Annotated in this window: 20 protein-coding genes; 6 read left to right on the forward strand and 14 right to left on the reverse strand. The window is 51.5% G+C overall.

Going from position 1 to position 21,359, the window contains the following annotated elements:
• Positions 1-301 precede the first annotated feature (301 nt).
• Positions 302-583, forward strand: coding sequence for a hypothetical protein (locus H6F67_RS25145; RefSeq protein WP_190769395.1), 282 nt, complete (start codon positions 302-304; stop codon positions 581-583).
• Positions 584-993: 410 nt separating this feature from the next.
• Complete coding sequence (locus H6F67_RS25150; RefSeq protein ID WP_190769396.1) at positions 994-1,368, forward strand: hypothetical protein; 375 nt, start codon at positions 994-996, stop codon at positions 1,366-1,368.
• Between the two features lie 43 nt (positions 1,369-1,411).
• On the opposite strand, the gene H6F67_RS25155 is transcribed toward H6F67_RS25150, so the two are convergent.
• From H6F67_RS25155 to H6F67_RS25170, 4 genes are all read right to left on the reverse strand, one after another.
• On the reverse strand, positions 1,412-2,026 hold the full coding sequence (locus H6F67_RS25155) for a DedA family protein (RefSeq protein WP_190769397.1): 615 nt from the start codon (positions 2,024-2,026) through the stop codon (positions 1,412-1,414).
• 89 nt (positions 2,027-2,115) lie between these two features.
• A complete protein-coding gene (gene hrcA / locus H6F67_RS25160; RefSeq protein ID WP_190769398.1) occupies positions 2,116-3,189 on the reverse strand; it encodes a heat-inducible transcriptional repressor HrcA in 1,074 nt (357 codons plus the stop codon).
• Positions 3,190-3,264: 75 nt separating this feature from the next.
• Entirely contained in the window at positions 3,265-3,612 is a 348-nt protein-coding gene (locus H6F67_RS25165; RefSeq protein ID WP_190769399.1) for a rhodanese-like domain-containing protein, read from the reverse strand.
• Between the two features lie 259 nt (positions 3,613-3,871).
• Positions 3,872-4,255, reverse strand: coding sequence for a hypothetical protein (locus H6F67_RS25170; RefSeq protein ID WP_190769400.1), 384 nt, complete (start codon positions 4,253-4,255; stop codon positions 3,872-3,874).
• Between the two features lie 116 nt (positions 4,256-4,371).
• Here H6F67_RS25170 and hslO point away from each other — a divergent pair, with 116 nt between their 5' ends.
• Entirely contained in the window at positions 4,372-5,271 is a 900-nt protein-coding gene (gene hslO / locus H6F67_RS25175; protein ID WP_190769401.1) for an Hsp33 family molecular chaperone HslO, read from the forward strand.
• A 240-nt stretch (positions 5,272-5,511) separates the two neighbouring features.
• Here the strand turns inward: hslO and H6F67_RS25180 are convergent, their stop codons facing one another.
• Positions 5,512-5,895, reverse strand: coding sequence for a type II toxin-antitoxin system VapC family toxin (locus H6F67_RS25180; RefSeq protein WP_190769402.1), 384 nt, complete (start codon positions 5,893-5,895; stop codon positions 5,512-5,514).
• Entirely contained in the window at positions 5,892-6,131 is a 240-nt protein-coding gene (locus H6F67_RS25185) for a type II toxin-antitoxin system Phd/YefM family antitoxin (protein WP_190769403.1), read from the reverse strand. The genes H6F67_RS25180 and H6F67_RS25185 overlap by 4 nt, the downstream gene beginning before the upstream one ends.
• Before the next feature lie 165 nt (positions 6,132-6,296).
• Here H6F67_RS25185 and H6F67_RS25190 point away from each other — a divergent pair, with 165 nt between their 5' ends.
• The gene (locus H6F67_RS25190; protein WP_190769404.1) at positions 6,297-7,619 is read left to right on the forward strand and encodes a four-carbon acid sugar kinase family protein; all 1,323 of its coding nucleotides are present in this window, start codon (positions 6,297-6,299) and stop codon (positions 7,617-7,619) included.
• Between the two features lie 246 nt (positions 7,620-7,865).
• On the opposite strand, the gene H6F67_RS25195 is transcribed toward H6F67_RS25190, so the two are convergent.
• The 3 genes from H6F67_RS25195 to H6F67_RS25205 form a co-directional block, all read right to left on the reverse strand.
• Positions 7,866-8,624: an ABC transporter ATP-binding protein gene (locus H6F67_RS25195; protein WP_190769405.1), complete on the reverse strand. Its 759-nt coding sequence runs from the start codon at positions 8,622-8,624 to the stop codon at positions 7,866-7,868.
• 470 nt (positions 8,625-9,094) lie between these two features.
• Positions 9,095-10,351 (reverse strand): FtsX-like permease family protein, encoded by a 1,257-nt coding sequence (locus tag H6F67_RS25200; RefSeq protein WP_190769406.1) that lies wholly within the window; start codon positions 10,349-10,351, stop codon positions 9,095-9,097.
• A 150-nt stretch (positions 10,352-10,501) separates the two neighbouring features.
• The gene (locus H6F67_RS25205; RefSeq protein ID WP_190769407.1) at positions 10,502-12,565 is read right to left on the reverse strand and encodes a S9 family peptidase; all 2,064 of its coding nucleotides are present in this window, start codon (positions 12,563-12,565) and stop codon (positions 10,502-10,504) included.
• Between the two features lie 338 nt (positions 12,566-12,903).
• Here H6F67_RS25205 and H6F67_RS25210 point away from each other — a divergent pair, with 338 nt between their 5' ends.
• Entirely contained in the window at positions 12,904-13,182 is a 279-nt protein-coding gene (locus H6F67_RS25210) for a hypothetical protein (RefSeq protein WP_190769408.1), read from the forward strand.
• On the opposite strand, the gene H6F67_RS25215 is transcribed toward H6F67_RS25210, so the two are convergent.
• Positions 13,179-13,961, reverse strand: a complete 783-nt coding sequence (locus H6F67_RS25215; protein ID WP_190769409.1) for an RNA polymerase sigma factor SigF — start codon at positions 13,959-13,961, stop codon at positions 13,179-13,181. The genes H6F67_RS25210 and H6F67_RS25215 overlap by 4 nt on opposite strands.
• Positions 13,962-14,198: 237 nt before the next feature.
• Positions 14,199-16,271, reverse strand: a complete 2,073-nt coding sequence (locus tag H6F67_RS25220) for a prolyl oligopeptidase family protein (protein ID WP_190769410.1) — start codon at positions 16,269-16,271, stop codon at positions 14,199-14,201.
• 245 nt (positions 16,272-16,516) lie between these two features.
• Here H6F67_RS25220 and H6F67_RS25225 point away from each other — a divergent pair, with 245 nt between their 5' ends.
• The gene (locus H6F67_RS25225; RefSeq protein WP_190769411.1) at positions 16,517-17,200 is read left to right on the forward strand and encodes a hypothetical protein; all 684 of its coding nucleotides are present in this window, start codon (positions 16,517-16,519) and stop codon (positions 17,198-17,200) included.
• A gap of 62 nt (positions 17,201-17,262) precedes the next feature.
• Here H6F67_RS25225 and ndk read toward each other — a convergent pair whose 3' ends face one another.
• The 3 genes from ndk to H6F67_RS25240 all read right to left on the reverse strand — a co-directional run bounded on the left by ndk (position 17,263) and on the right by H6F67_RS25240 (position 21,108).
• Positions 17,263-17,712 (reverse strand): nucleoside-diphosphate kinase, encoded by a 450-nt coding sequence (gene ndk, locus H6F67_RS25230; protein WP_190769412.1) that lies wholly within the window; start codon positions 17,710-17,712, stop codon positions 17,263-17,265.
• A 151-nt stretch (positions 17,713-17,863) separates the two neighbouring features.
• Positions 17,864-19,201, reverse strand: a complete 1,338-nt coding sequence (locus H6F67_RS25235) for an ATP-dependent RecD-like DNA helicase (RefSeq protein WP_206753942.1) — start codon at positions 19,199-19,201, stop codon at positions 17,864-17,866.
• Between the two features lie 92 nt (positions 19,202-19,293).
• Positions 19,294-21,108, reverse strand: coding sequence for an ABC transporter ATP-binding protein (locus H6F67_RS25240; RefSeq protein ID WP_190769413.1), 1,815 nt, complete (start codon positions 21,106-21,108; stop codon positions 19,294-19,296).
• Positions 21,109-21,359: the final 251 nt, after the last annotated feature.

A 21,359-nucleotide genomic window follows, 5' to 3' on the forward strand; every position in this document is an offset into this window, starting at 1 on the left:
ATTCTCTAACCGAATTTACCTAACTGCTCGATCGCCCCACAAGTCCCTATTGACTTCCCCGCGCAAATCCGCTAACGTTTCTCTTCAATGCTGCTCATTTGCAGCGTTAGCCCGAAAGTTTAGCCGTCGCGACTGGCGTTGTGTCACCAACAACCAGCCGCTGACCCGTCAAACTGAAAGCGCCAGTTGTGGCGGGCTAGGGAAATTTTACTCCCTGCCGCCCTAATTGCGTTTGACTTTCGCAAGGGGGCGGCTAGATTTTTGGGTTTTCCGCCCAATTCAACACAGGAAAACCCAACTCATGAATATCGAAGATTCGCGCTCAAATGAGCGCTCCGATTCGCCTACGCCGGAAATCCGTTCCACTACCAAAATCAAAGGCGACAAACGCACTCCGATCAAGCACATCTTGATTGGAACGCCGGAAATTGTGGAATTTACGACTCGACGGCTCGATCAGCTTGGTTATGCTGAGGCGATCGAATGGGCGCGACCGCTTAACCTCAATGAACCTCTTAACATCGTTCCTGATCCCGGAGATGTGATTAGTTTGCTGGTGCGCTATTTGTCGATCGGCAAATAGTTGAAATCCAAGCGATCGCTGCATCATCGAGTGTGGCGATCGCCCTGTGGAGAAACCGTCACATGCCCCACTGCGTTAATGGCAAAGTACGGTTCGCCCCAACCGTTAATCCGACGCCTATCAAAACTTTTGTCGTTTGTTGACAAATCGATCGAATTTGTTGAAGAGACTTGCTAAGAAGTTACCAGCTTGAGGAGCGAAAACAGTAGCCAAGAGTTGCCAGTGATCGCGCTTTAATCAAGTCGTTAAAAAATGTTTTTCAGCCTGCTGCACGAATCCAACAAGGCGGCTAGAAAAGCCAAGAATCTAATGCTTTAGCAGTAGCGTTAAGAGATGTTTCATTCCTGCGATAGTTTTCTGCTGGCGACGATCGTAGGCACGATAGACAAAAATAATTCAGCAAGATTGCGATGAGCTTAGAACCTGATCCGTACAAGCAGCAAGAACTGAGATACAAAAGTATTGAGGCGCGATCGAGAGTCGTTACGGCAGTTGCCGCGATCGCCTCGGCAGTTACCGCTTTTCTAGCCTTACGCAGCGCCACAGCGCCCGATCAGCCCGTTCAAACTGCCCCAACCGCATTGCCTGCTTCACCTGTGCAGTCTGCTCCTGCCAATTCGCCAGCGGCAATCACTGTTCCGCCTGCTGCCCCTCCATCTCAGCAAGCGATTCCGCCTCAGCCTGCCGCTCCACCACAACAGGCCGCTCCAACTGCTCCAAGCACTCCGACTGGACAAGCGGATGACGATGAAGACCAGGATGACGACGGGCAAGATGATGGTTAGATGTCGGTGGCGATCGACTTCAGCGCGATCGCTCCAGTCCAACTTACTTAGCAGGATGAGCGCGACGCTCTAGCCAGAAGGAAAATCCGATCCAGGCAACGACGATGAGCAAGGTGGCGATCGCAAACTGCGACATCCAGGCCAGCAAGTCTTCCAGCGGAATGATTCTGCCCGCAAAATACGCCAAGCTCACCATTGCCGAAGCCCAAGTTGCGGCTCCGGCTAAGTTGCACAGGAAAAATTTGTAGTAAGGCATCCGGGCAATTCCCGCCAACGGCCCGGCAAAGATTCGCAACAGCGCAATGAAGCGACCGAGGAAAACAGCCTTCGCCGCGTTCTGGCTGAACTGATCGCGCACTTCTTCAAGCTGAGTCTCGGAGATCCGAAAGAAGGAACCCAATCGCGTCAGCAGTGTCCAACCGCCGATCGTGCCCAGCCAATACCCAAAGCTGTCGCCCAATACGGCTCCAGCGATCGCACTGACCCAGACGCCCCAATAGTTCAGTTCACCGCTGCCTGCGAGAAAACCGCCGACGATCGTAATCGTTTCACCGGGAAGCGGAACGCCTGCATTTTCCAGCATGATTCCCAAGAAAACTGCACCATAGCCGTATTCCTGTGCCAAGTGCTGAATCGTTTCTAATGACACAAATTCCATAAATTCGGCAATGCAGTGTTTAATAAACTTTACATTATTCTCACTTGATATTGCCCTATTTGTATCGAAGGTGTCAATCTGCTGGGCAGCTAGTTCTGCGTCAGCGCTTCTGAAAGATAGTCGGCGGTGGCTTCCACAAGGGCGATCGCATCTTCATACACCATCCGCGTGGGTCCCAACATGCCCACGCTGCCGACCGGAACATCACCGCGCTGATAGGTCGCGGAAATTAAAGCGCACGATCGCATCGGCTCTAGGGGATTTTCTGACCCAATGCGGACGCTGACGCGCTTTCCGGTTTCACCTTCCGGTGCGGTGAAAATCAGCGACCAAAGCTGGTCTTGTTCTTCTTCAAGGAGCTGCATGATCATTTGCACTTGCTGAAGTTCCGAGAACTCCGGCTGGCGACGCAGCACTTCGGCCACTCCGCTAATTAAAATGTGCGTTGAAACGGGCGTTTGGGTGCGGCGATCGAGTTCGGCCAGCGACGATCGCAGCAGATTCGTATATCGCTCAAATTCGCGCCCCAGTTCGCTCCAGTCAAGGGTGGCGATTTCGGAGAGCGATCGCCCGCGCAAATGCGTGTTGAGGAAGTTGGAAAGCACCTGCAACTCGCGCTCTAGCAAGTCGGATTCGGTTGCTTCCGGCGCGGCAGGCAAATTCATCAAAACCGATTGTGTTTGATAGGAATCGAGAACGACAATCAGCATGACGCGATCGGGATCAATCTGCACAAGCTGCAAATGCCGCAAAGTGGTCACGCTGGTTTGCGGCAGCGTCACCATTGCAATGTAGCCGCTCAGCGTTGAGAGAATTTGCGCCGCCCCGCGCATCACGGCTTCAAAGCTCCAGCCTTCCCAGTTCAACTGGTCAGTCAGCATTTGATCGACCTGTCGGGCGACGGCTTCGGACGGCGTGATTAGCTGATCGACATAAATTCGATAGCCGGAATCCGAGGGAACGCGACCCGCTGAGGTGTGCGGCTGATAGAGCAGGCCGGATTTTTCCAGGTAGCCCATTGCGTTGCGAATCGTCGCCGGACTCACTTTCGGATTGAATTCGCCGACGATCGCTTCTGATCCGACAGGCTTGGCCGTTGCGATGTAGTGGCGCACTGTAGCCCACAAAACTTGCTGCTGGCGATCGTTGAGCTTAATTTGCATAACCGCTTGTTAAACTTTCGTGATTCTAATCTAACTTTTGTTGCGGCTGTCGATCGTCAATTTTAATACTGTGACTTAATACTGGGGTACAGACGGATCGACGATTTGCGAATAGGCCGCGATGCCGCCCGCCAAATTCTTGACATTCGTGAAGCCCTGACTGGCGAGCCACTGGCACATCTGCATCGATCGCATTCCGTGATGACACATGACGATCGTTTCCGCATCCGGGTCGAGGCGCGATCGAATCTCACTCGACCACTCGCCATACTGACTCAGCGGCAGATTAAGGAAGCCGTCAAGCTGAGCGAGTTCAAGTTCTTCCGGTTCGCGCACATCGACAAGCTGCAAGTTCGGTTCAGCCTGTCGCTGCGCGAATTCTTCCACACGAAGCTGAGCGATCGGAGGGGGAGCGGCGGTCATGGGTTCAAGGGAGAAACTGCTTAGCCGTTTATTGTACGAGTTGGAGATGGTGAAGGGCAAAAGGCATGAGATATTGCACTGCGCTCAAGGATGCCAGGAAATCAATTTCCTGCCTGAAAGCTGAAACCCATTGAAATAGGTTTCAACCCATAGATCGCTCGGCAGATCGCTCGGCTTTGAGTCCGTTTGAACGGACTTGCGCTTTTAGCCCGAATTTTAATTCAGGGCTACAGGAGGCTGGCACAATCCCTAAAAATCTTCAATTTTGGCGATCGAGATACTGCCGAAGCTGCGTCAAACTCGCCGTCTGTCCCAAACTCAGCGGCAGCAGGGAAACGCCCGCCAGATCCGACTGCACCCAGCCATCGCCCCAGCGCCAATCTTGATAGCCATCGATTCCCTGACTCATCAGCAGGCGCAAATGATTGTCTCCGACTTGTTCGACGCGATGGGCGATCGCCACTGGTCCCAGCCAGCTTGTAAAGGTTGTGCCTTCAGTCAGCACTTCGGGCAGTCCTTCCGAAAAGCGCTGCCACCACATCCACTGCTTGAGCGCATTGGGACGCAGCAGACTTTGGGCGATCGCCTCTCTTGAAGCTGCCAATTCAATCCGCAGTTGACTTTGCTGAAACGTCCCCAACATATCCGTAAACCTCGTGCAACTCTTTCAGTATGGCAAACCGTACTTGGCGTCGGCGATCGCAGCCAAAGCCGCCCTCTACAATAGAAATAGAGCGATTAAGAAATGTGTAGGTTTTCATGGCGGATCAGTTAATTCGAGCCACAGCAGCAGAAGGCGGCATTCGCGCTGTGGGCGTGATCACGACGCGCCTGACCGAAGAAGCAAGGCAGCGTCATCAGCTTTCCTATGTTGCCACTGCTGCCCTCGGTCGCACCATGTCAGCGGGCTTGCTGCTAGCTTCCAGCATGAAGCGGCCAGAGTCGCGAGTCAATATTCGGATTCGGGGCGATGGTCCGTTGGGTGGCGTGATGGTGGATGCCGGATTGGATGGCACGGTGCGCGGCTATGTAGACGACCCTTCGATCGAACTTCCCCCGAACGCCAAAGGCAAACTGGATGTCGGCGGCGCAGTCGGACACAACGGCTATGTCTACGTCGTTCACGATGTTGGCTACGGCTATCCCTATTCCAGCACGGTCGAACTCGTCTCCGGTGAAATTGGCGAAGACATCACGTACTACCTCGCTGCTTCTGAGCAAACGCCCTCAGCCTTGCAGCTTGGCGTATTCGTTGGCGCGGAAGGCGTGACGGCGGCAGGTGGCTTGCTGATTCAGGTTTTGCCGAAAGCAGCACGAGATGAAGCCTTGGTCGAAAAGCTGGAATCTCGCGTCGCGGCACTGGCTGGATTTACGCCGCTGTTGCAGGCTGGAAAAACGCTGCCGCAAATTTTTGAGCAGCTTTTGGGCGATATGGGTCTGGAAATTTTGCCGGAAACGCAGCTTGTCCGCTTTCACTGCGGCTGCTCGTTCGATCGCGTCATGGGCGCACTCAAAATTCTCGGTCAAGCTGAACTGCGCGACATGATCGAAAAAGATCACGGCGCAGAAGCAACCTGCCACTTTTGCAATCAGGTTTATCGCGCTGACATTGACCAGCTTGAAGGCTTGATTCAAGAGCTACAGGCCGAGTCGGTTTAGTGTGAGCGATCGCCCCCATTCATTAGACTTCTTGCACGAATGGTCGATCGCCCCCTAAATCCCCCATTCATGGGGGACTTTGAAGCTCAATCTGGGCAATTTCAAGGAGCAAAATTTGATTCATGCAAGCGGTCTATTTAAAAAACTCCGTGCTGTGCTTCAATCAGCGGCGCGGAGTTTTATCGTAATCCAGTTCAAAAGGAAGTACAAATATGCGAGCGTGAGCGTCAATTATTTTGGCTAAATTACGCGAACGGAGTAAGCACGAATCGCTGGATCAATACTAGCGATCGTTAGATTTTGCTGTAGCGCTTGGCAGATCAAAATTCGGTCAAACGGATCACGGTGCAACAGCGGCAGGTGGATCAATTGAGCAACACTACTCTCGCTTAAATCGAGTGAATCGATCTGGTGAAGATCGCGTTGCTTTGGCAGATAAGTTTCAGGTGATTCTGGCAAAGGCAGCTTGCCTAGCTGATATTTGATAATGCACTCCCAAATTGAAATCACGCTCAAGTAAATCTTGTTATTTGGATCGCGAATGCTATCTCGAACATCGATCGATAGCCGACGATCGCCACTAATAAACCATAAAAAGATATGCGTATCTAGCAAAATCTTCATCGCTCTTCAAATGCATCGAGAATATCTTCTGGCAAGGGCGCATCAAAATCATCGGGAACCGTAAATTCTCCAGTACACAAACCAAAGGGGCGCAGCGGTTGATGGTTTGCGACGATAGGTCGAAGCTCTGCGATCGGTTCACCTGCCAACAAAATCACAAAAGTTTCGCCTGCTTCCACCTGTCGCAAATACTTCAAGGGATCGCGCTGAATCTCATCGATCGTGACATTCAACATGTGAAATACCTCAATTTCAACTCTGCCTATTGTTTAATTTACGTGTTTAATTCACATTGAGTCATACCCTGCGTCTAGATTACCCTTGTACTCAACAGAGAATACTTCAATCTCTGAGCGTCCCGCATGTAAGAAAATAGTGACAGTGTTCTTCTTGCGATCGCCATGAGCCAGCCCAAAATTATCGTTCTAGATGACGACCCGACCGGATCGCAAACGGTGCATAGCTGTTTGCTGCTGACGCGCTGGGATGTCGAAACATTGCGGCTGGGATTGGCGGATGACTCACCGATTTTCTTTGTGCTGACGAATACTCGCGCTTTGACCGGATTGCAGGCAGACGCGATCGTGCGGGGAGTGTGTCAAAACCTGAAGGAAGCGATCGCCCTGGAAGGAATCGAAGATTTTCTCGTCGTCAGCCGATCGGATTCAACGCTGCGCGGCCACTATCCGATCGAGACGGATGCGATCGCGGCGGAATTGGGTTCGTTTGACGCGCATTTTCTCACGCCTGCCTTTTTCGAGGGCGGACGGTTTACGCGAGACAGCATTCACTATCTGGTCGTCAATGGTGTGCCGACTCCGGTTCACGAAACGGAATTTGCGCGAGATTCCGTGTTCGCCTACAGCTACAGCTATTTGCCGGATTATGTCGAGGAAAAGACGCAGGGGCGGATTCCAGCCGATCGAGTCGAGCGCTTTGTGCTGGAAGATGTGCGGTGGGGAGTGCAAGACCGATTGCTGAAGCTTCATGACAATCAGTGCGTGGTTGTGGATGCGGAAACGCAGGCGGATATGAATCAGTTTGCCGCTGATGTGCTGGCAGTGGCGGCTCAGGGCAAGCGGTTTTTGTTTCGCAGTGCGGCGAGCTTGCTGACGGCTTTGGCGAATTTGCCGCCGCAGCCGATCGCCCCGGAAGATATGGCAGCCTACACGCGCAACGGCAAACCCGGAGCCGTGATCGTCGGGTCGCATGTCCGCAAAACGACGGAGCAGCTAGAAGGCTTGCTGGAAGCAGCGGGAACAGTGGGGGTTGAGGTAGATGTGTCTCACCTGCTGAATGATTCGGTCGATCAGCGAAATGCCCTGCTCGATTCCATTTTGGAACAGGTGCGATCGATTCACAAGGAAGGCAAAACGCCTGTGATTTTCACGAGTCGGCAAGAGCTAGCCTTCACCGATACGCAGACGCGCCTCAACTTCGGTGTGGCGGTTTCTTCGCTGCTGATGGATATTGTGCGTGGATTGCCCGACGAGATTGGATTTTTGATTAGTAAAGGCGGAATTACCTCAAATGATGTGCTGAGTAGCGGGCTGGCGCTGACTTCGGCGCGGCTGTTGGGGCAAATTTTGCCCGGAGTTTCGGTTGTGAGAACGCCAGATGATCATTCGCAGTTTCCGAATTTGCCTGTGGTGTTGTTTCCGGGAAATGTGGGCGATCGCAGTTCGCTGGCAGCAGCCTACTTACGTTTGGCTGTGGGCAGTTAACGGATCGATCGCCTTGCAGCCTACTTGCTGTTTCCGAACCAGTGGAGGCTAGGGGCGTTGCCCCTCCTCCAAACCTCCAACCCCAGCAGAGGACGATTGCATCTCCTCTGCACTCCTACGCAAGGGCGTATCTGTGAGATGGCACCCTACGCAAGGGCGTATCTGTGAGATGCGTTAAAGCGCTTCGCATTGGCTGTGCTGACCGCGACCCTCGTTTCCGAGCCTCCTGCCTCTTGCCCTCTGACTTCAATCGCATCCAGGCCGAATCTTGCCGTCTTCGACATAGGTGACGCGATCGGCCACATCCACGATGCGCGGATCGTGCGTCACCATCAGGACGGTGCGCTGGCTTTCTTTGGCGAGGCGGCGCAGTAGGTTGATGACGGCGTGGCCGCTGTGGGAGTCGAGGGCGGCGGTGGGTTCGTCGGCGAGGATGAGTTGGGGATTTCCGGCGAGGGCGCGGGCGATCGCAACGCGCTGTTTCTGCCCGCCGGACAAGTCTTTGGGCAAGCTGTTGGCTTTGGTTTCGAGGCCGACCTGTTCAAGCAGGGCGATCGCTTCTCGTCGGGCAGTTTGGCGGCGGATGCCTTTCAGGTTGAGGGCAACTTCGACGTTTTCCACTGCGGTGAGGGCAGGAAACAAGTTGCCTTCCTGGAAGATGAAGCCGATGTGGTTCAGCCGGAAGCGGGCAAGTTGGGATTTGGAAAGCTTGGTGATTTCTTGCCCCAACAGCCGGACGCTGCCGCCAGTCGGCGTCAAGATTCCACCGAGAATCGAGAGCAGTGTGGTTTTGCCGGAGCCAGATGGCCCCATCAGAAGTTGGACATCACCCTCGTTCACTTCGAGGTCGATATCATAGAGGGCTTGGTAGCGCTGGCTGCCGCTTTGGTAGACCATCTCAACTTGTGAAGCGGCGATCGCTTGCGATCGAATTTTGCTAGGGATGCCAACGGATGCACCCGACTGAGTGGTTGTGAGGCCAGCAATGTTAATTTGAGCAGTCATTCGTCTTAAGGGGGTTAGTGCAAGCGGTGATTAAAAGCGTGGTTCCGGGCGATCGCAGGTCTTGACCTGGAGTCGAGTTGAGCCGATCGGCCAATCCCGGACTTTGTCAACGATGACGCTGACTTCAGCGCTGGCGAACGAATCAAGAAAGCAACCAGCAGTTCATCGGAAAGCAGCCCTTCAGTGAATTGACTGCACTACCTGCCATTTAGATCCATCTCGGCTAGGATTAAATCCAGACAGAGGCAGATCGCCACGCTTCCATCCTCTAATAAAGGCTTGACGACGGTTTGACGAGCTTGTTGCATTGCTGATTCTCACTTCACACCACGATCGCAAATCTATCTCTAGTATGTAGTCTAGTGAGCAGTGGCAGATCGACTGCGTAGCAGGCTACACAAAAGATTGATTGAATGCTCCACTTCTATCAAGCAAAATCAAGCAAATCTCACCGTAGGAATACCTTGATGTTAGGCTTTGAAGACAATGGCCGGGTCGACGTGCGTGATTTTCTGGATGGCGAACAGGGCAGAACCGACGCACATCACGATCGTCAGTCCCAACAGTCCGGTTGCGGTTAAGGGCGTAATCAAAATCGTGATCCCCTGGGTGGCAAACGTCCAAGCACCGAGTCCAAGGCACAATCCGAGGCTGGGAATGTAGCCCAAAATCGCCATCCACAACGCCTGCTCAACGATGATCCGGTAAATTACCCAATTTGACGCGCCCATCGCCTTGAGCGTACCAAATTCCTTCAGGTGGTCGGAAACGGAGGAATACAAAATTTGGCCGACGATCACCATACCGACAATCACGCCGACCGCTGCGCCCAAGCCGAGAATAAAGCCAACTCCGGTGCGCTGTTGCCAATAGGTGCGGGTGCGATCGCTCATTTCGCTGCGCGTATAGACGCGAGTACCGGGCAGGGTGGATTCGATTCGCTGCTTCAGAGTGTTTAGATCTTCTCCGGCTCCCGCTTTTACCAAAATGTAGGTAATCGGATCGGTAGCGCTAAGCGGTTTGGGCGGCTGAATCTGTGGCGATCGATCGCTGCTCGCAGGCGGACGATCGAACACCGTCGTACACAGCAAATTTCCGCCTCCGGTCGGCACATCACAATTCACTCGCGAAGTTAGACCCGCACTGGCGTATGCGTTGGCGTTCTCGACCGAGGTGAAGATGAACGAGCTTGAGGCGATCGACTGGGTGCGTTCAGTCAGCGCGACGAGCTTGGCAGGCGCACTGTTGATCGTGCTGGTGTCGCCAATTTGATTGAGGTGGAGCGAGTCGAAGTTGGCTTTGTCGATCGCGATCGTGTAGGGCTGCGTCAGATCGCGCTGGCGACCACCGGAAATTGGCAGGTTAAACAGTTGGCCGCGTGTGTCAAATCCAATGATTCGGACTGAGGAAATTTCTGGCGCATTTGGTGAGTCCCAGCGTCCGCCTTGCAAAACCAGCGGTTCTGCTCGCTCCACGCCGCTCATTTCTTGCACCTGCGTCAGTTGTCCGGCGGCAAGCGGCTTGGTTAGCTCGAAATACACCATTTCTTCATCCGCCACCCACAAATCAGCGCGGGACTGGTCAATCAGCAGGGCAGTCGATCGCGTAAAGCCGCTCAAAATTCCCGTCTGAATGCTGACCAAACTGACGGCAAACATCACGCCCGCTTGCGCGACCAGAAAGCGAGGAATATCTTCAAACAAATTCTTGCGAGCGATCGAAGCCATAACCCAATGCAGCGTGAGGAAGTTCTTACTACTTTAGTGTGTGGCTGGGCAATCGAACGGCTTTGCAATAAATTTCAGAAAACGATAATTCGATCAAAAGCGTACAGATGCAAAACTTTAATATCTGATGCGCTGTACGCTTGCTGCTGATCACGCTAGACCCCATTGGTCAAGCAGAAACGCATATTCAAACGCGATTTCTTTGAGGCGATCGTAACGCCCGGATGCCCCGCCATGTCCGGCTCCCATATTCGTTTTTAATAGCAAAATGTGATCGTCTGTTTTGAGCGATCGCAGTTTGGCTGTCCACTTGGCAGGCTCCCAATAAGACACACGCGGATCGTTTAAACCTGCGGTAATCAGCAAGGCCGGGTAGTCTTTTGGCTGGACATTATCGTAAGGCGAATAGGCTTTCATGTAGTCATAAAACTCTTTGTCGTTAGGATTGCCCCACTCTTCCCATTCGGTTGCCGAAAGCGGCAAAGAAGTATCCAGAATTGTTGTTACCACATCAACGAATGGCACTTGCGCGATCGCTGCTCGAAACAAATCTGGCCGCTGATTAATTACTGCTCCAACCAATAAGCCGCCTGCACTGCCGCCGGAAATGGCAAGCTGATTGGAAGAAGTCCAACCTGCTTGAATTAAGAATTCTGCACAGGCAATAAAATCGGAAAAGGTGTTTTGTTTGTGCAGAAACTTGCCGTTTTCATACCAGTTGCGACCGAGTTCTGAACCGCCGCGAATGTGAGCGATCGCCAACACGACACCGCGATCGAGCAGCGACAATCTGCCCGATGAAAATGAATCGGGATAGCTATAGCCATACGAACCATATCCGGTCAGCAACAAGGGATTCCTACCATTTCGCTCAGTACCAACTTTGTAAAGAATGGATAGCGGAACTGCTGTACCGTCTGGAGCGATCGCCTGTACTCGTTCGCTTTTGTATTGCGTGCGATCGTATCCTCCTAGAACTGGAGTTTCTTTTTTCAATTCTCGCATTTGATTGTCAAGATCATAGTCGAAGATCGACAGCGGTGTGATTAGCGAAGTGTAAGCAAATCGAAGGATTTTTGTGTTGAATTCAGGATTGACGGATTCTGAAACTTCATAAGTTGGTTCAGGAAATTCGATCGCATGTTCTTCTTGTGTTGAAAGCTTGCGGACGCGCACAGTGGGCAGTCCAGCCTCGCGATTATAGATGACAAGATGGTCAGCAAATGCGCTTATGCCTTCCAAGAATACCGTTTCATCAGGAGGAATTACAGTTTCCCAATGCTCGATCGCAGGATTGGCGATCGGCGCTCTCATTAACTTGAAATTCAGGGCATCTTCATTCGTAACAATGTAGAAATAATCAGTGTGATGCTCGATGCTGTATTCAATTCCGGTTGTGCGCGGACGAATAACTTGAAACTCGCCCATCGGAGCGTCTGCATCAAGATAGTGGACTTCAGATGTAATTTTACTAGCCAATCCTAGCAGGATAAATTTTTGGCTGCGCGTTTTAACAACAAACAGAAAATAAGCGTCATCCGGCTCATGAAAAATCAGTTGGTCGGTGTCGATCGCTGTTCCCAACTGATGCCGAAACAGCTTATCAGGCCGATGTGCATCATCGACTTTGGTATAGAAAACTGTTCGATTGTCGTTGCCCCATTCAAACGAAGCATAAGTGTCGGTAATTTTCTCTGGATAGAGTTCACGAGTTTCTAAATTCAGGAAAAACAGCGTGTAGCGCTCTGCGCCTGTCGTATCGATCGCATACGCTAATAGCTGATGATTTGGACTCACTTCAAACACGCCTAAGCGGAAATATTCCTGTCCTTCTGCCAGCTCATTTTGGTCAAGCAAAATTTCTTCTGGTGCATCCAAGCTGCCTTGTTTGCGGCAGTGGATCGGATATGATTTTCCAGTTTCAGTGCGCGTGTAATAGTAAAATTCACCGTCGCGATATGGCACCGATAAATCATCTTCTTGAATGCGCGAGAGCATCTCCTTGTAAAGTGTTTCTTGCAGCGATCGCGTGTGCTGCATCATGATTTCGGTGTAGGTGTTTTCGGCTTCGAGGTAAGCAATCACTTCAGGATTATCGCGATCGCGCAGCCAAAAGTACGGGTCAGGGCGTTCGTCTCCATGCAGCCGATGAATGTGGAGATGTTGAGGAGCGATCGGCGGTTTTGTAGCGGCAAGAGAATCATGTTGCGACATAGCGGCGAAGCGTGGAGGGTGCAATCACCTATGGTCATCTGCCATAAGTGCCTATGTAAATCCCTATTTTGGCAGGGAATTTTTACCGTCTACTTTACCTAGTCGCTTTAAATGACCGACAATTGCGCTCGCTTCTCCAGCCCTCAGCACTTCAAACAAAGCAAGACCCAGTGCTGCCTGCTCTCTACAGCCTCAGCACTGGGTCTTGGTAAATAATGACGACTGACAATATGTAGTCTATGTCAGAGAATTTTCTGGATTTGGTATCCGTGAATCTAAGTAGGGAACACTGCTAATAAGCAGATAGACCGCTTGCTGTTCACCTCCTCGATCGCAACATGCGTAAACTTAAACCACAAGGTATCGTTTATCACGGCTGGCAAATTCAAGTGGTGCGGCATAAAGCCAGCTTTCGCTTCCACTGCTACCCGCCCAAGCTGACAGACTGCTGTGACGATGCGGCTGAATATTCCAGCTTTCGAGCCGCGATTACAGCCGCTTGTCGATTTGTCGATCGCGAAGTTGCCATCCTTGCCCTGCTCGATCGCGTGGGCGACTGGCTTGCCTCCGGCAAAATCACAGAAGATGAATACTGGAACTTGACCAGCTTTGACTAGTTCGCCTCCGCAGCTTCAAGCGGCTGAAGGGTTGTCACCATCTGCTGAATGCCGCGTTGAATTCGGCGCGTCACCGTCATCGGACTGACACCAATGCACTCGCTGACTTCTTTGCGCGACATATCGCGATAGTAGACATATTCGATCGCGTCTCTGGTTTTTTCTTCAAGCTGACTCATGGCCGCTTGCAGTTGGTGGCGATCTTCTTCCCAGCTTTGCATTGTTTGCATGTGCAAATCCGGCAGCGTGTCGCCCAAGGTCAGCGGCGAATCAGCTTGATGGCTAATGGTGGCGTCTAGACTGAGCAGCGATCGATTTTGGCTTGATAGGCGAATGTCTTGCCACTCGCTCACCGAAATGTTGAGCGCTTCGGCAATTTCGCGATCGTTCGGCTGCCGTCCCAAGGATTTTGTCAGCTTTTCGCGCACGCGCTGGCCTTGCTTTTGCAACTCCTGCCAGCGACGGGGAATCTTCACCGTACCGCTGCGATCGCGCAGGTAGTGCAAAATTTCGCCGCGAATGTAGGGAACCGCGAACGAGCTAAAGGCACAGCCATGAGAAGGATCGAAGCGCTCGATCGCTCGAATTAATCCGAGGTAGCCGATTTGTTCGAGGTCTTCATACGGCTCAGAACACTGGTGACTTAATCGATGTGCAATTTTACGCACTAAACCCGTATTAATTTGCACAATTTGATTGCGGACAGCTATGGAAGGATTCTGGTGATATCCCACTAGCAGAGCCATTGCTGAATAGCGAGGCGAAGGAATTGCAGTCATCGTCAGCACACCTTGGATGAAGATGTGCTTATTGTGCAGAGTGCAGCGTGGATTCGAGGATCGTTAATTTACGGGTTTATTCGGCTCGGTTTCTTTTTCGCCTCGCAAAAATACGGAATTACGACTTTCAGTAATTGCAATTTTGAGCTGAAATTGACAGGAGTTTGCCTGTTAGAGATTGCGAATTTGTTTGTTCTAGCTTGCGATCGAACCTGTTGAAAATTCAAGACGAATCGTTTATTCTGCAACGCTTTCGACGCTCAGCACTTTCACCAAGAATGCCCAGCGATCGCTTGCCTCTTCAATCACTTTTGCAGTCGGTTTTCCGGCTCCATGTCCAGCTTTCGTCTCGATGCGAATCAGCACGGGGGCATCGCCTGCGTGGGCAGCTTGCAGGGCAGCAGCAAACTTGAAGCTGTGGGCAGGGACAACGCGATCGTCATGATCTGCCGTTGTGATCAGCGTCGCTGGATAAGCGGTTCCGGGTTTGAGATTGTGCAGCGGCGAATAGGCGTAGAGCGCTTGAAATTCGTCTTCATTTTCGGGCGAGCCGTAGTCCGAACACCACGCCCAGCCAATCGTAAATAGATGAAATCTGAGCATGTCGAGGACGCCAACCGCAGGAAGCGCAGCAGCAAATAGATCGGGTCGTTGCGTCATGCAGGCTCCGACGAGCAAACCGCCATTGCTGCCGCCGCCGATCGCCAACTTCTGCGGCGACGTGTATTTGTGGTCGATCAGCCATTCCGCCGCGCCGATGAAGTCGTCAAACACATTTTGCTTGTTCAGCTTGGTTCCAGCTTGATGCCAGGCCTCGCCGTATTCACCACCCCCGCGCAAATTTGCCACTGCATACACGCCGCCCAATTCCATCCAGACTAGATTGCTGGGTGAAAATGCGGGTGTGATTGAAATGCTGAAGCCACCATAGCCATAGAGATATGTGGGGTTGCTGCCGTCGAGCGTCAAGCCTTTTTTGTGCGTGATGAACATGGGAACTTGCGTTCCGTCTTTGCTTGCGTAAAAAATCTGAGTCGTTTCGTAGTCTGCCGGATTGAAATCAACTTGCGGCTGACGAAAGATCGTACTTTCTCCGGTTGTCAGGTCGTAGCGATAGATCGTCGTGGGCGTGGTGAAACTGGTGAAGCTGTAGAAGGTTTCTGTATCCGTCCGCTTGCCGCCAAAGCCGCCCGCCGAGCCAACTCCGGGAAGCTGAACGTTACCTGCGGGTGTACCGTCGATCGCAAACAGTTTCACCTCAGTCCGCGCATCTTTCAGATATGTCGCCAAAAAGCGATCCCCGAACAAACTGACGCCTTCCAAAGTTTCCTCGGCTTCGGGGATCACCGATTGCAAACTCGATCGCCAATTGCTGGGTTGGGCAATGTCGATCGCCACCACGCGACCTCTTGAAGCTTCATAATCGGTTTGAAACCAGAAAGTTGTGCCTTCGCTGTCGATTAAATCGAAACTTGCGACAAACTCTGAAATCAGTTCGATGATTTCACCGTTGGGATTGGCTAGATCTTTGTAGAAGACGAGATTTTTGCGATCGGTGCTTTGCGACACGAAAATCAGCAGATAGCATCCGTCTTCCGTGACGGTTGTGCCAAACATCCATTCTTTTTGATCGGGGCGATCGTAAATCAGCAAGTCTTCGCTTTGCGGAGTGCCAATGCGGTGATAGTAAAGCTTTTGGAAATAATTGGTGTCTTCCAGCTTGGTTGATTCATTCGGTTCATCAAAGCGAGCGTAGAAAAATCCTTGTCCGTCGTGCGTCCATTCCGCACCGGAAAATTTTACCCAGCGCAAATGATCTTCTAAATCTTCGCCTGTTTCAACATCGCGGACTTTCCACTCTTGCCAGTCTGATCCTGATCCCGACAAGCCGTAAGCCATTCGCTTTGCGTCTTCGCTAATCGCCAAGCCGGATAGAGCGATCGTGCCATCTTCAGACAGTTTGTTCGGGTCGAGCAAAATGCGCGGTTCCGCATCCAAGCTGGGCAGCGTATAGAGGACGCTTTGATTTTGTAACCCGTCATTTTTGAAGAAGAAATAGCGATCGCCCCGACGAAAGGGTGAACTGTATTTCTCGTAGTTCCACAGTTGCGTCAATCGATCTTTGAGGCGATCGCGAATGCCAATTTTGCCAAGAAAGCCGAACGTCACCTGATTTTGCGCCTCGATCCAAGCTTGACTTTCTGCACTGGTGGGATCTTCCAGCCAGCGATACGGATCAGCGACTTTGACTCCGTGATATTCATCAGATTGCTCGACGGTTTTGCTTTGCGGATAAGACAGCTTTGACATGACTGGCGGCGATCGCGACAGTTCTCACTCTAGCGCGTCCACGCGAGTCAGGCAGAACCGATCGAGGTTTGGGTCGCCGTGAAAATTGCGATCGAATCTTTACTAAATACCTGAAAGATTTACTGAAACTTATCGGTGTATCACTTTGGACAAGTCGATCGCCGTGCCTATAATGTGGAGTGGATTTGCCTGTAACTTCCGGGTGTATGCTGCCGCTGTGTTCTCAATCCTGGAGCAGGTTCTTAATGAGCAGTTTTCCGCTACGGCAGTTGATTTTGCCTGCTGTAATTGTCGCAAGTGGTGTGTTTTCGATTTTGACGCTGCCGCTCGTGCTGTATCGGCCAGACTCGGTGGACATCAAGGTGCCATTTTCTGAAGACGAGCTGCATTTTGTGTTTGAAGGCGGCAATCGCGATTTGGCAATTCGCTACGTGGGCGTGGCGATCGTGACCAGCGTGGCAGCTGGCGTGACGACCGTTGAGCTAAAGCGGCGATCGCACAATCGCAAAGAAGCTGCCCTTGAAGCCGCGCTGCAACGGTCTGAAGCGGTGCTGGATGTCGCTGCGCCAGAGGTCGTTGCCAGCTTTTCCTCACCCGCTGTTTATGATTCTGTCGATGAATACTTTGCGGCAGCGGCGGTAGCCATCGAGCCGGAACCCGCGATCGAGCCGGACAAGCTAGAAATCTTAACCAATAGCAATCGCTACGAAACCTGTCGCATTCAAGTTCCCAATACCGATCGCCGCTTTTTTGCGATTCTCGTCAACGGTGAATATTACCGTTTGTTTCGCGCTCGCAAAACCAAGGAAAAAGCGATCGAAATGGCCGACCGACTGCGAGAACGCGGCGATCGCGTCATGATTACCGAAATGTCTCAAGGTCATGCGCTCTGGATTTGGGAGCCACAAGCCTACATTATCTTGGGGTAACAGGTTTGGGGGGCACAGGAAGCGATCGCACCACAGGAAAGCGGGGCGATCGCGGCTCAACCCTATTCGTGAATCCAGGGCATGATCGTCGGTTGCCAGGAGACGAGTTCTTCGTCCTTGAACCACAAGCTGACTTCTTGCTGCGCCGTTTCGGGAGCATCCGAGCCGTGAATGATGTTGCGGCCAATGTTTGCACCAAAGTCACCGCGAATGGTTCCGGGTTCAGCCGTCAGCGGATTCGTTGCGCCGATCACTTTACGCGCCGCCGCGATCACGCCATCACCTTCCCACACCATCGCCACAACCGGGCCAGAGGTGATGAAGTCCACAAGGCTTGCAAAGAAGGGGCGTTCGCGATGTACGCCGTAGTGCTGTTCGGCCAGTTCGCGGCTGACGCTCATGAACTTGAGACCCACGAGGGTGAAGCCTTTGGTTTCAAAGCGGCTGATGATTTCGCCGACCAAACCGCGCTGCACGCCGTCCGGCTTGATTGCTAAAAAAGTGCGTTCCACAGAAAATTGCTCCTAACTGATGTGCCGAGCTTGAGGGCACAGCCAATACTGCGCTCAAACCTTCTCTATGCTCAGAAAAATATGACCGTTTGTAAAGTGCCTTTTTGATTTCTTGATTTCTGGCGGCAGTTGGAGCGATCGCCTTGCAAAATTACTGATATAGAAACAGTCGCTTTGCCGCACGAGTGACGGCAACATAAAGCAGTTGATTTCGCTCACGCACATTGCGATTAATCTGCACGTTCGGCACATCTACAAATACATGCTGAAACGTTGAACCCTGCGACTTGTGAATCGTCAAACAATAAGCATAATTCACATCAGCAAACAGATTTTTTAGCTCCCAAAATTCCATCCAGCGCTTTTCCTCTGCATAAACTGCCAGCTTTTGCATATAGACTTCCTGACTCAATTCATGCAAAACCGTTAAATTGCGAAGCTTACCTTCATCAGTGAGGACATGTAAATACCACACATGCCAATCGCCATCTTTTCCTGTGTGAATATCAATGACTTCACATTCACTTGCGTTCTGCAAAATTAGCGAATCATTTACCATAAACGGCGAGTTTGCTACTAGGCGTTCACCAATGACGAAGCGGGGAACTTGTGATCCGTAGATGGTCGATCGAATCTTCCGATTCAAATAGTCTACTCGCGCATTCGTGTAAGCCAACGCTCTCACATAATCTGGATCACCCTGGTAGGCTTTGCTTTGAAATGCTTTTACAAGCAGCTTTTCCCAAGACGCACCATCGACCACAAGAACGCCTTCAGTTTTGTCATCATTGACATCCGTTGTGAACTTCGGTAGGCGTGAACTGGTTAAGTTATTACGAATGGACTCGGCTAGGAGGGCGATCGATCCGCCATAGCGGACAACTTCAGTCAGATCCGATCGCTCATAAATTTGGCTAAAAACCAGCGATTCGCGCTCATTGATCGGCGGCAGTTGTGCGACATCTCCGACAAACAAAATTTGATTTTTCTTATGTAAATCTGTCACTGCCTGTGTCAGCAAAAGCCACATTTCTTCATTGATCATCGAAGCTTCATCAACGACAATCAGGCGATATTTGTCGAACTTGTTCTCGCTGTTTAGATCCGGCTTAAAGATTTGTCGTCCGGTCGTCGGATCAAGTTCGGGTTTGAGTCCAAGCAGCTTACAGCAGGTCATGCAGTCGATGCCCAAATCCCACTGAGAAGACATATTTTCTAATACTTTGGTGGCCTTGTTGCTGAAGGCGGTGAAGACGATCGATCGCAAATCATTCTTCTCGCGCAGCCGCTTGATTAGCGCTTGCAGCAAAGTCGTTTTTCCCGTTCCTGCAAAGCCCGTCAGCAGATGCAGCTTCTCCCGACTTTTGACGAATTTTTCCATTTCCTGCAACGCTTGCCACTGCTGCGGATTCAGCGTGATTCCAGGCAGCACAGCGGGAATGGATTTTGTCGTTTTGCGCGGCACAGGCATCGAAAATGAAAAGGCCAATCTCTAAGGTATCAATTTCGATCGCACCTGCGCCAATTCCAATCAAAAATGCTGCACAACCGAAGTCATGCAGCATCAATTCAACACCGAATCTAAGCGAGCAATTCACCCGTTTCCTGCAAGCGATGCAGACGATGATAAATGCCGCCGTGATTGAGCAGTTCATCGTGGCTTCCGACTTCAAGAATGCGGCCTTGGTCGAGAACGACAATCTTGTCAGCTTCGCGGACGGTGCTGAGGCGGTGGGCGATGATAATCGTGGTGCGCGTACCGAGAATCGATCGCATGGCTAGCTGAATCGATCGCTCCGACTCATAATCGAGGCTAGACGTGGCTTCATCGAAAATCAGCACGTCTGGATTCACGAGCAGGGCGCGAGCAATGCCCAAGCGCTGCCGCTGCCCGCCCGACAGCCGAACGCCGCGCTCACCAACAACCGTGTAGTAACCTTGTGGAAACAGATGGATGAACTCATCGACGCGAGCAATGCGGCAGGCTTCTTCGATTTGCGCCATTGTTGCGGTCGGATTGCCGTAAGTTAAGTTGTCAAGAAGTGTGCCGTTGAAGACATCGACTTCCTGATGGACGATCGCCAACCTGCGTCGATATCCGGCGACATCGAGCGATCGAATATCCTGTCCATCAATCCGAATGCAGCCGGAATTCGGCTCGAAATAGCGAAACAATAGCTTCACCAAAGTTGATTTTCCTGACCCCGATCGACCGACTAAAGCTACTGTTTGATAAGGCTCAATCAGCAAATCAATATCTTGCAAAACCGATCGACTTTCTTCATAGCCAAACGTGACGCGATCGAAGTGAACTTTGCCCGTGAACTGATAGCGCGGTGTTTGTTCGGGCGGGACGATTGCCGCTGCATCAACACCCGTTGGCAGCGCCATAAATTCCTGAAATCGCTGCATGGAGGCATAGCGACGGGCAAATACTTCGGCGATCGTGCTGAGCGGTTCTAGTTCCGCATAAGCCATGCTAGAAATCGTCAGCGTGGTAATAAAATGGCCGATCGAAATATGACCGCTGACTGTTGCCCACAACGTTAAAGCCAGAATGCCAAACACGCAGGATTCCACGAAAACTCGCTCCTGCGTTAACAGCTTCACGTAACTGAGGTGAATGTTGTAATCTACAACTTTGAATTCGCGATCGATTCTTTGCTGATAGCGCTTCAGTTCTTTGGCTTCAGTTGCAAATGCCTTGACCGTCTTGATATTCGTGACAATTTCAGACACGCGACTGTCGGTATTTTCCATGTAGCGATCGAGCTTTTCTTCCTCTTTGATAATTCGTCCTAGCTCTCGCATATTGAGCCAGAGAATCGTTAGAAAGGAAATCAGAAAGACGATCGCAATTCGCCACTCAATCAGCAAAATCATCACGAAAATTCCCAGAACGCGAAACAGTTTGGGAATAAACTGTCCGGCCACTTCAGGATAAGTCCAGGTGTAGTTTTCGAGTCCTTTCGCAACCCGACCTGCAATTCTGCCCGGATTATTTTCGTCGTAAAATTCCAGCGGCAAAGCCAGAATTTTCTGAGCCGTTCGCTTTTTGTGATCGCGACGGGCACGGAGCGCAATATCCCAGTGAAACCAGGACGATATCCAAGGCTGAATCGGCGCACGAACAACCGTGACGACAAACACGATCGCCAGCAAAATTGCGATCGCCAAACCGCGCTCATTGCCATAATTCAACGCAGAACCGATCGCCGTAATGCCTTGTTGTAAAGCTCGATCGAGCGGTTGATTTGAGATGACGTTCAGAAGTTGTCCGATCGCGTAAGGAACAGTTAAGTCAATAATTTCAAATAGGCTACTGGATGCAATACTGAAAATCGCGACTTTTTTATAGTCACGAAAATAACTCGCGACTTCGCGGAGCGTTGCCATAATTCCCCCTAACTGGTCGATCGCCTGAATTTCCGCAGCACAAAAGCCGCTTTGAGGAGCGATCGAGCCAATGCTTCACTTTAAATCAGTGAATTTTCTACAACTACAAAATTGTAGCGCATTTGTAGTATGTTGTGCCAACTTCAGCGAAAATTTTTCGGCTGAACGGTGAAGTTGTGCGGCGGCAGATAACCTTGATCTTCCATTGGTAACTTCGATTCTATCCACGCCAACGCAGAGTTAGGCTGCTG

This window comes from Microcoleus sp. FACHB-1515 (genome assembly GCF_014696105.1).
Classification (GTDB): Bacteria; Cyanobacteriota; Cyanobacteriia; order Elainellales; family Elainellaceae; genus JAAUTJ01.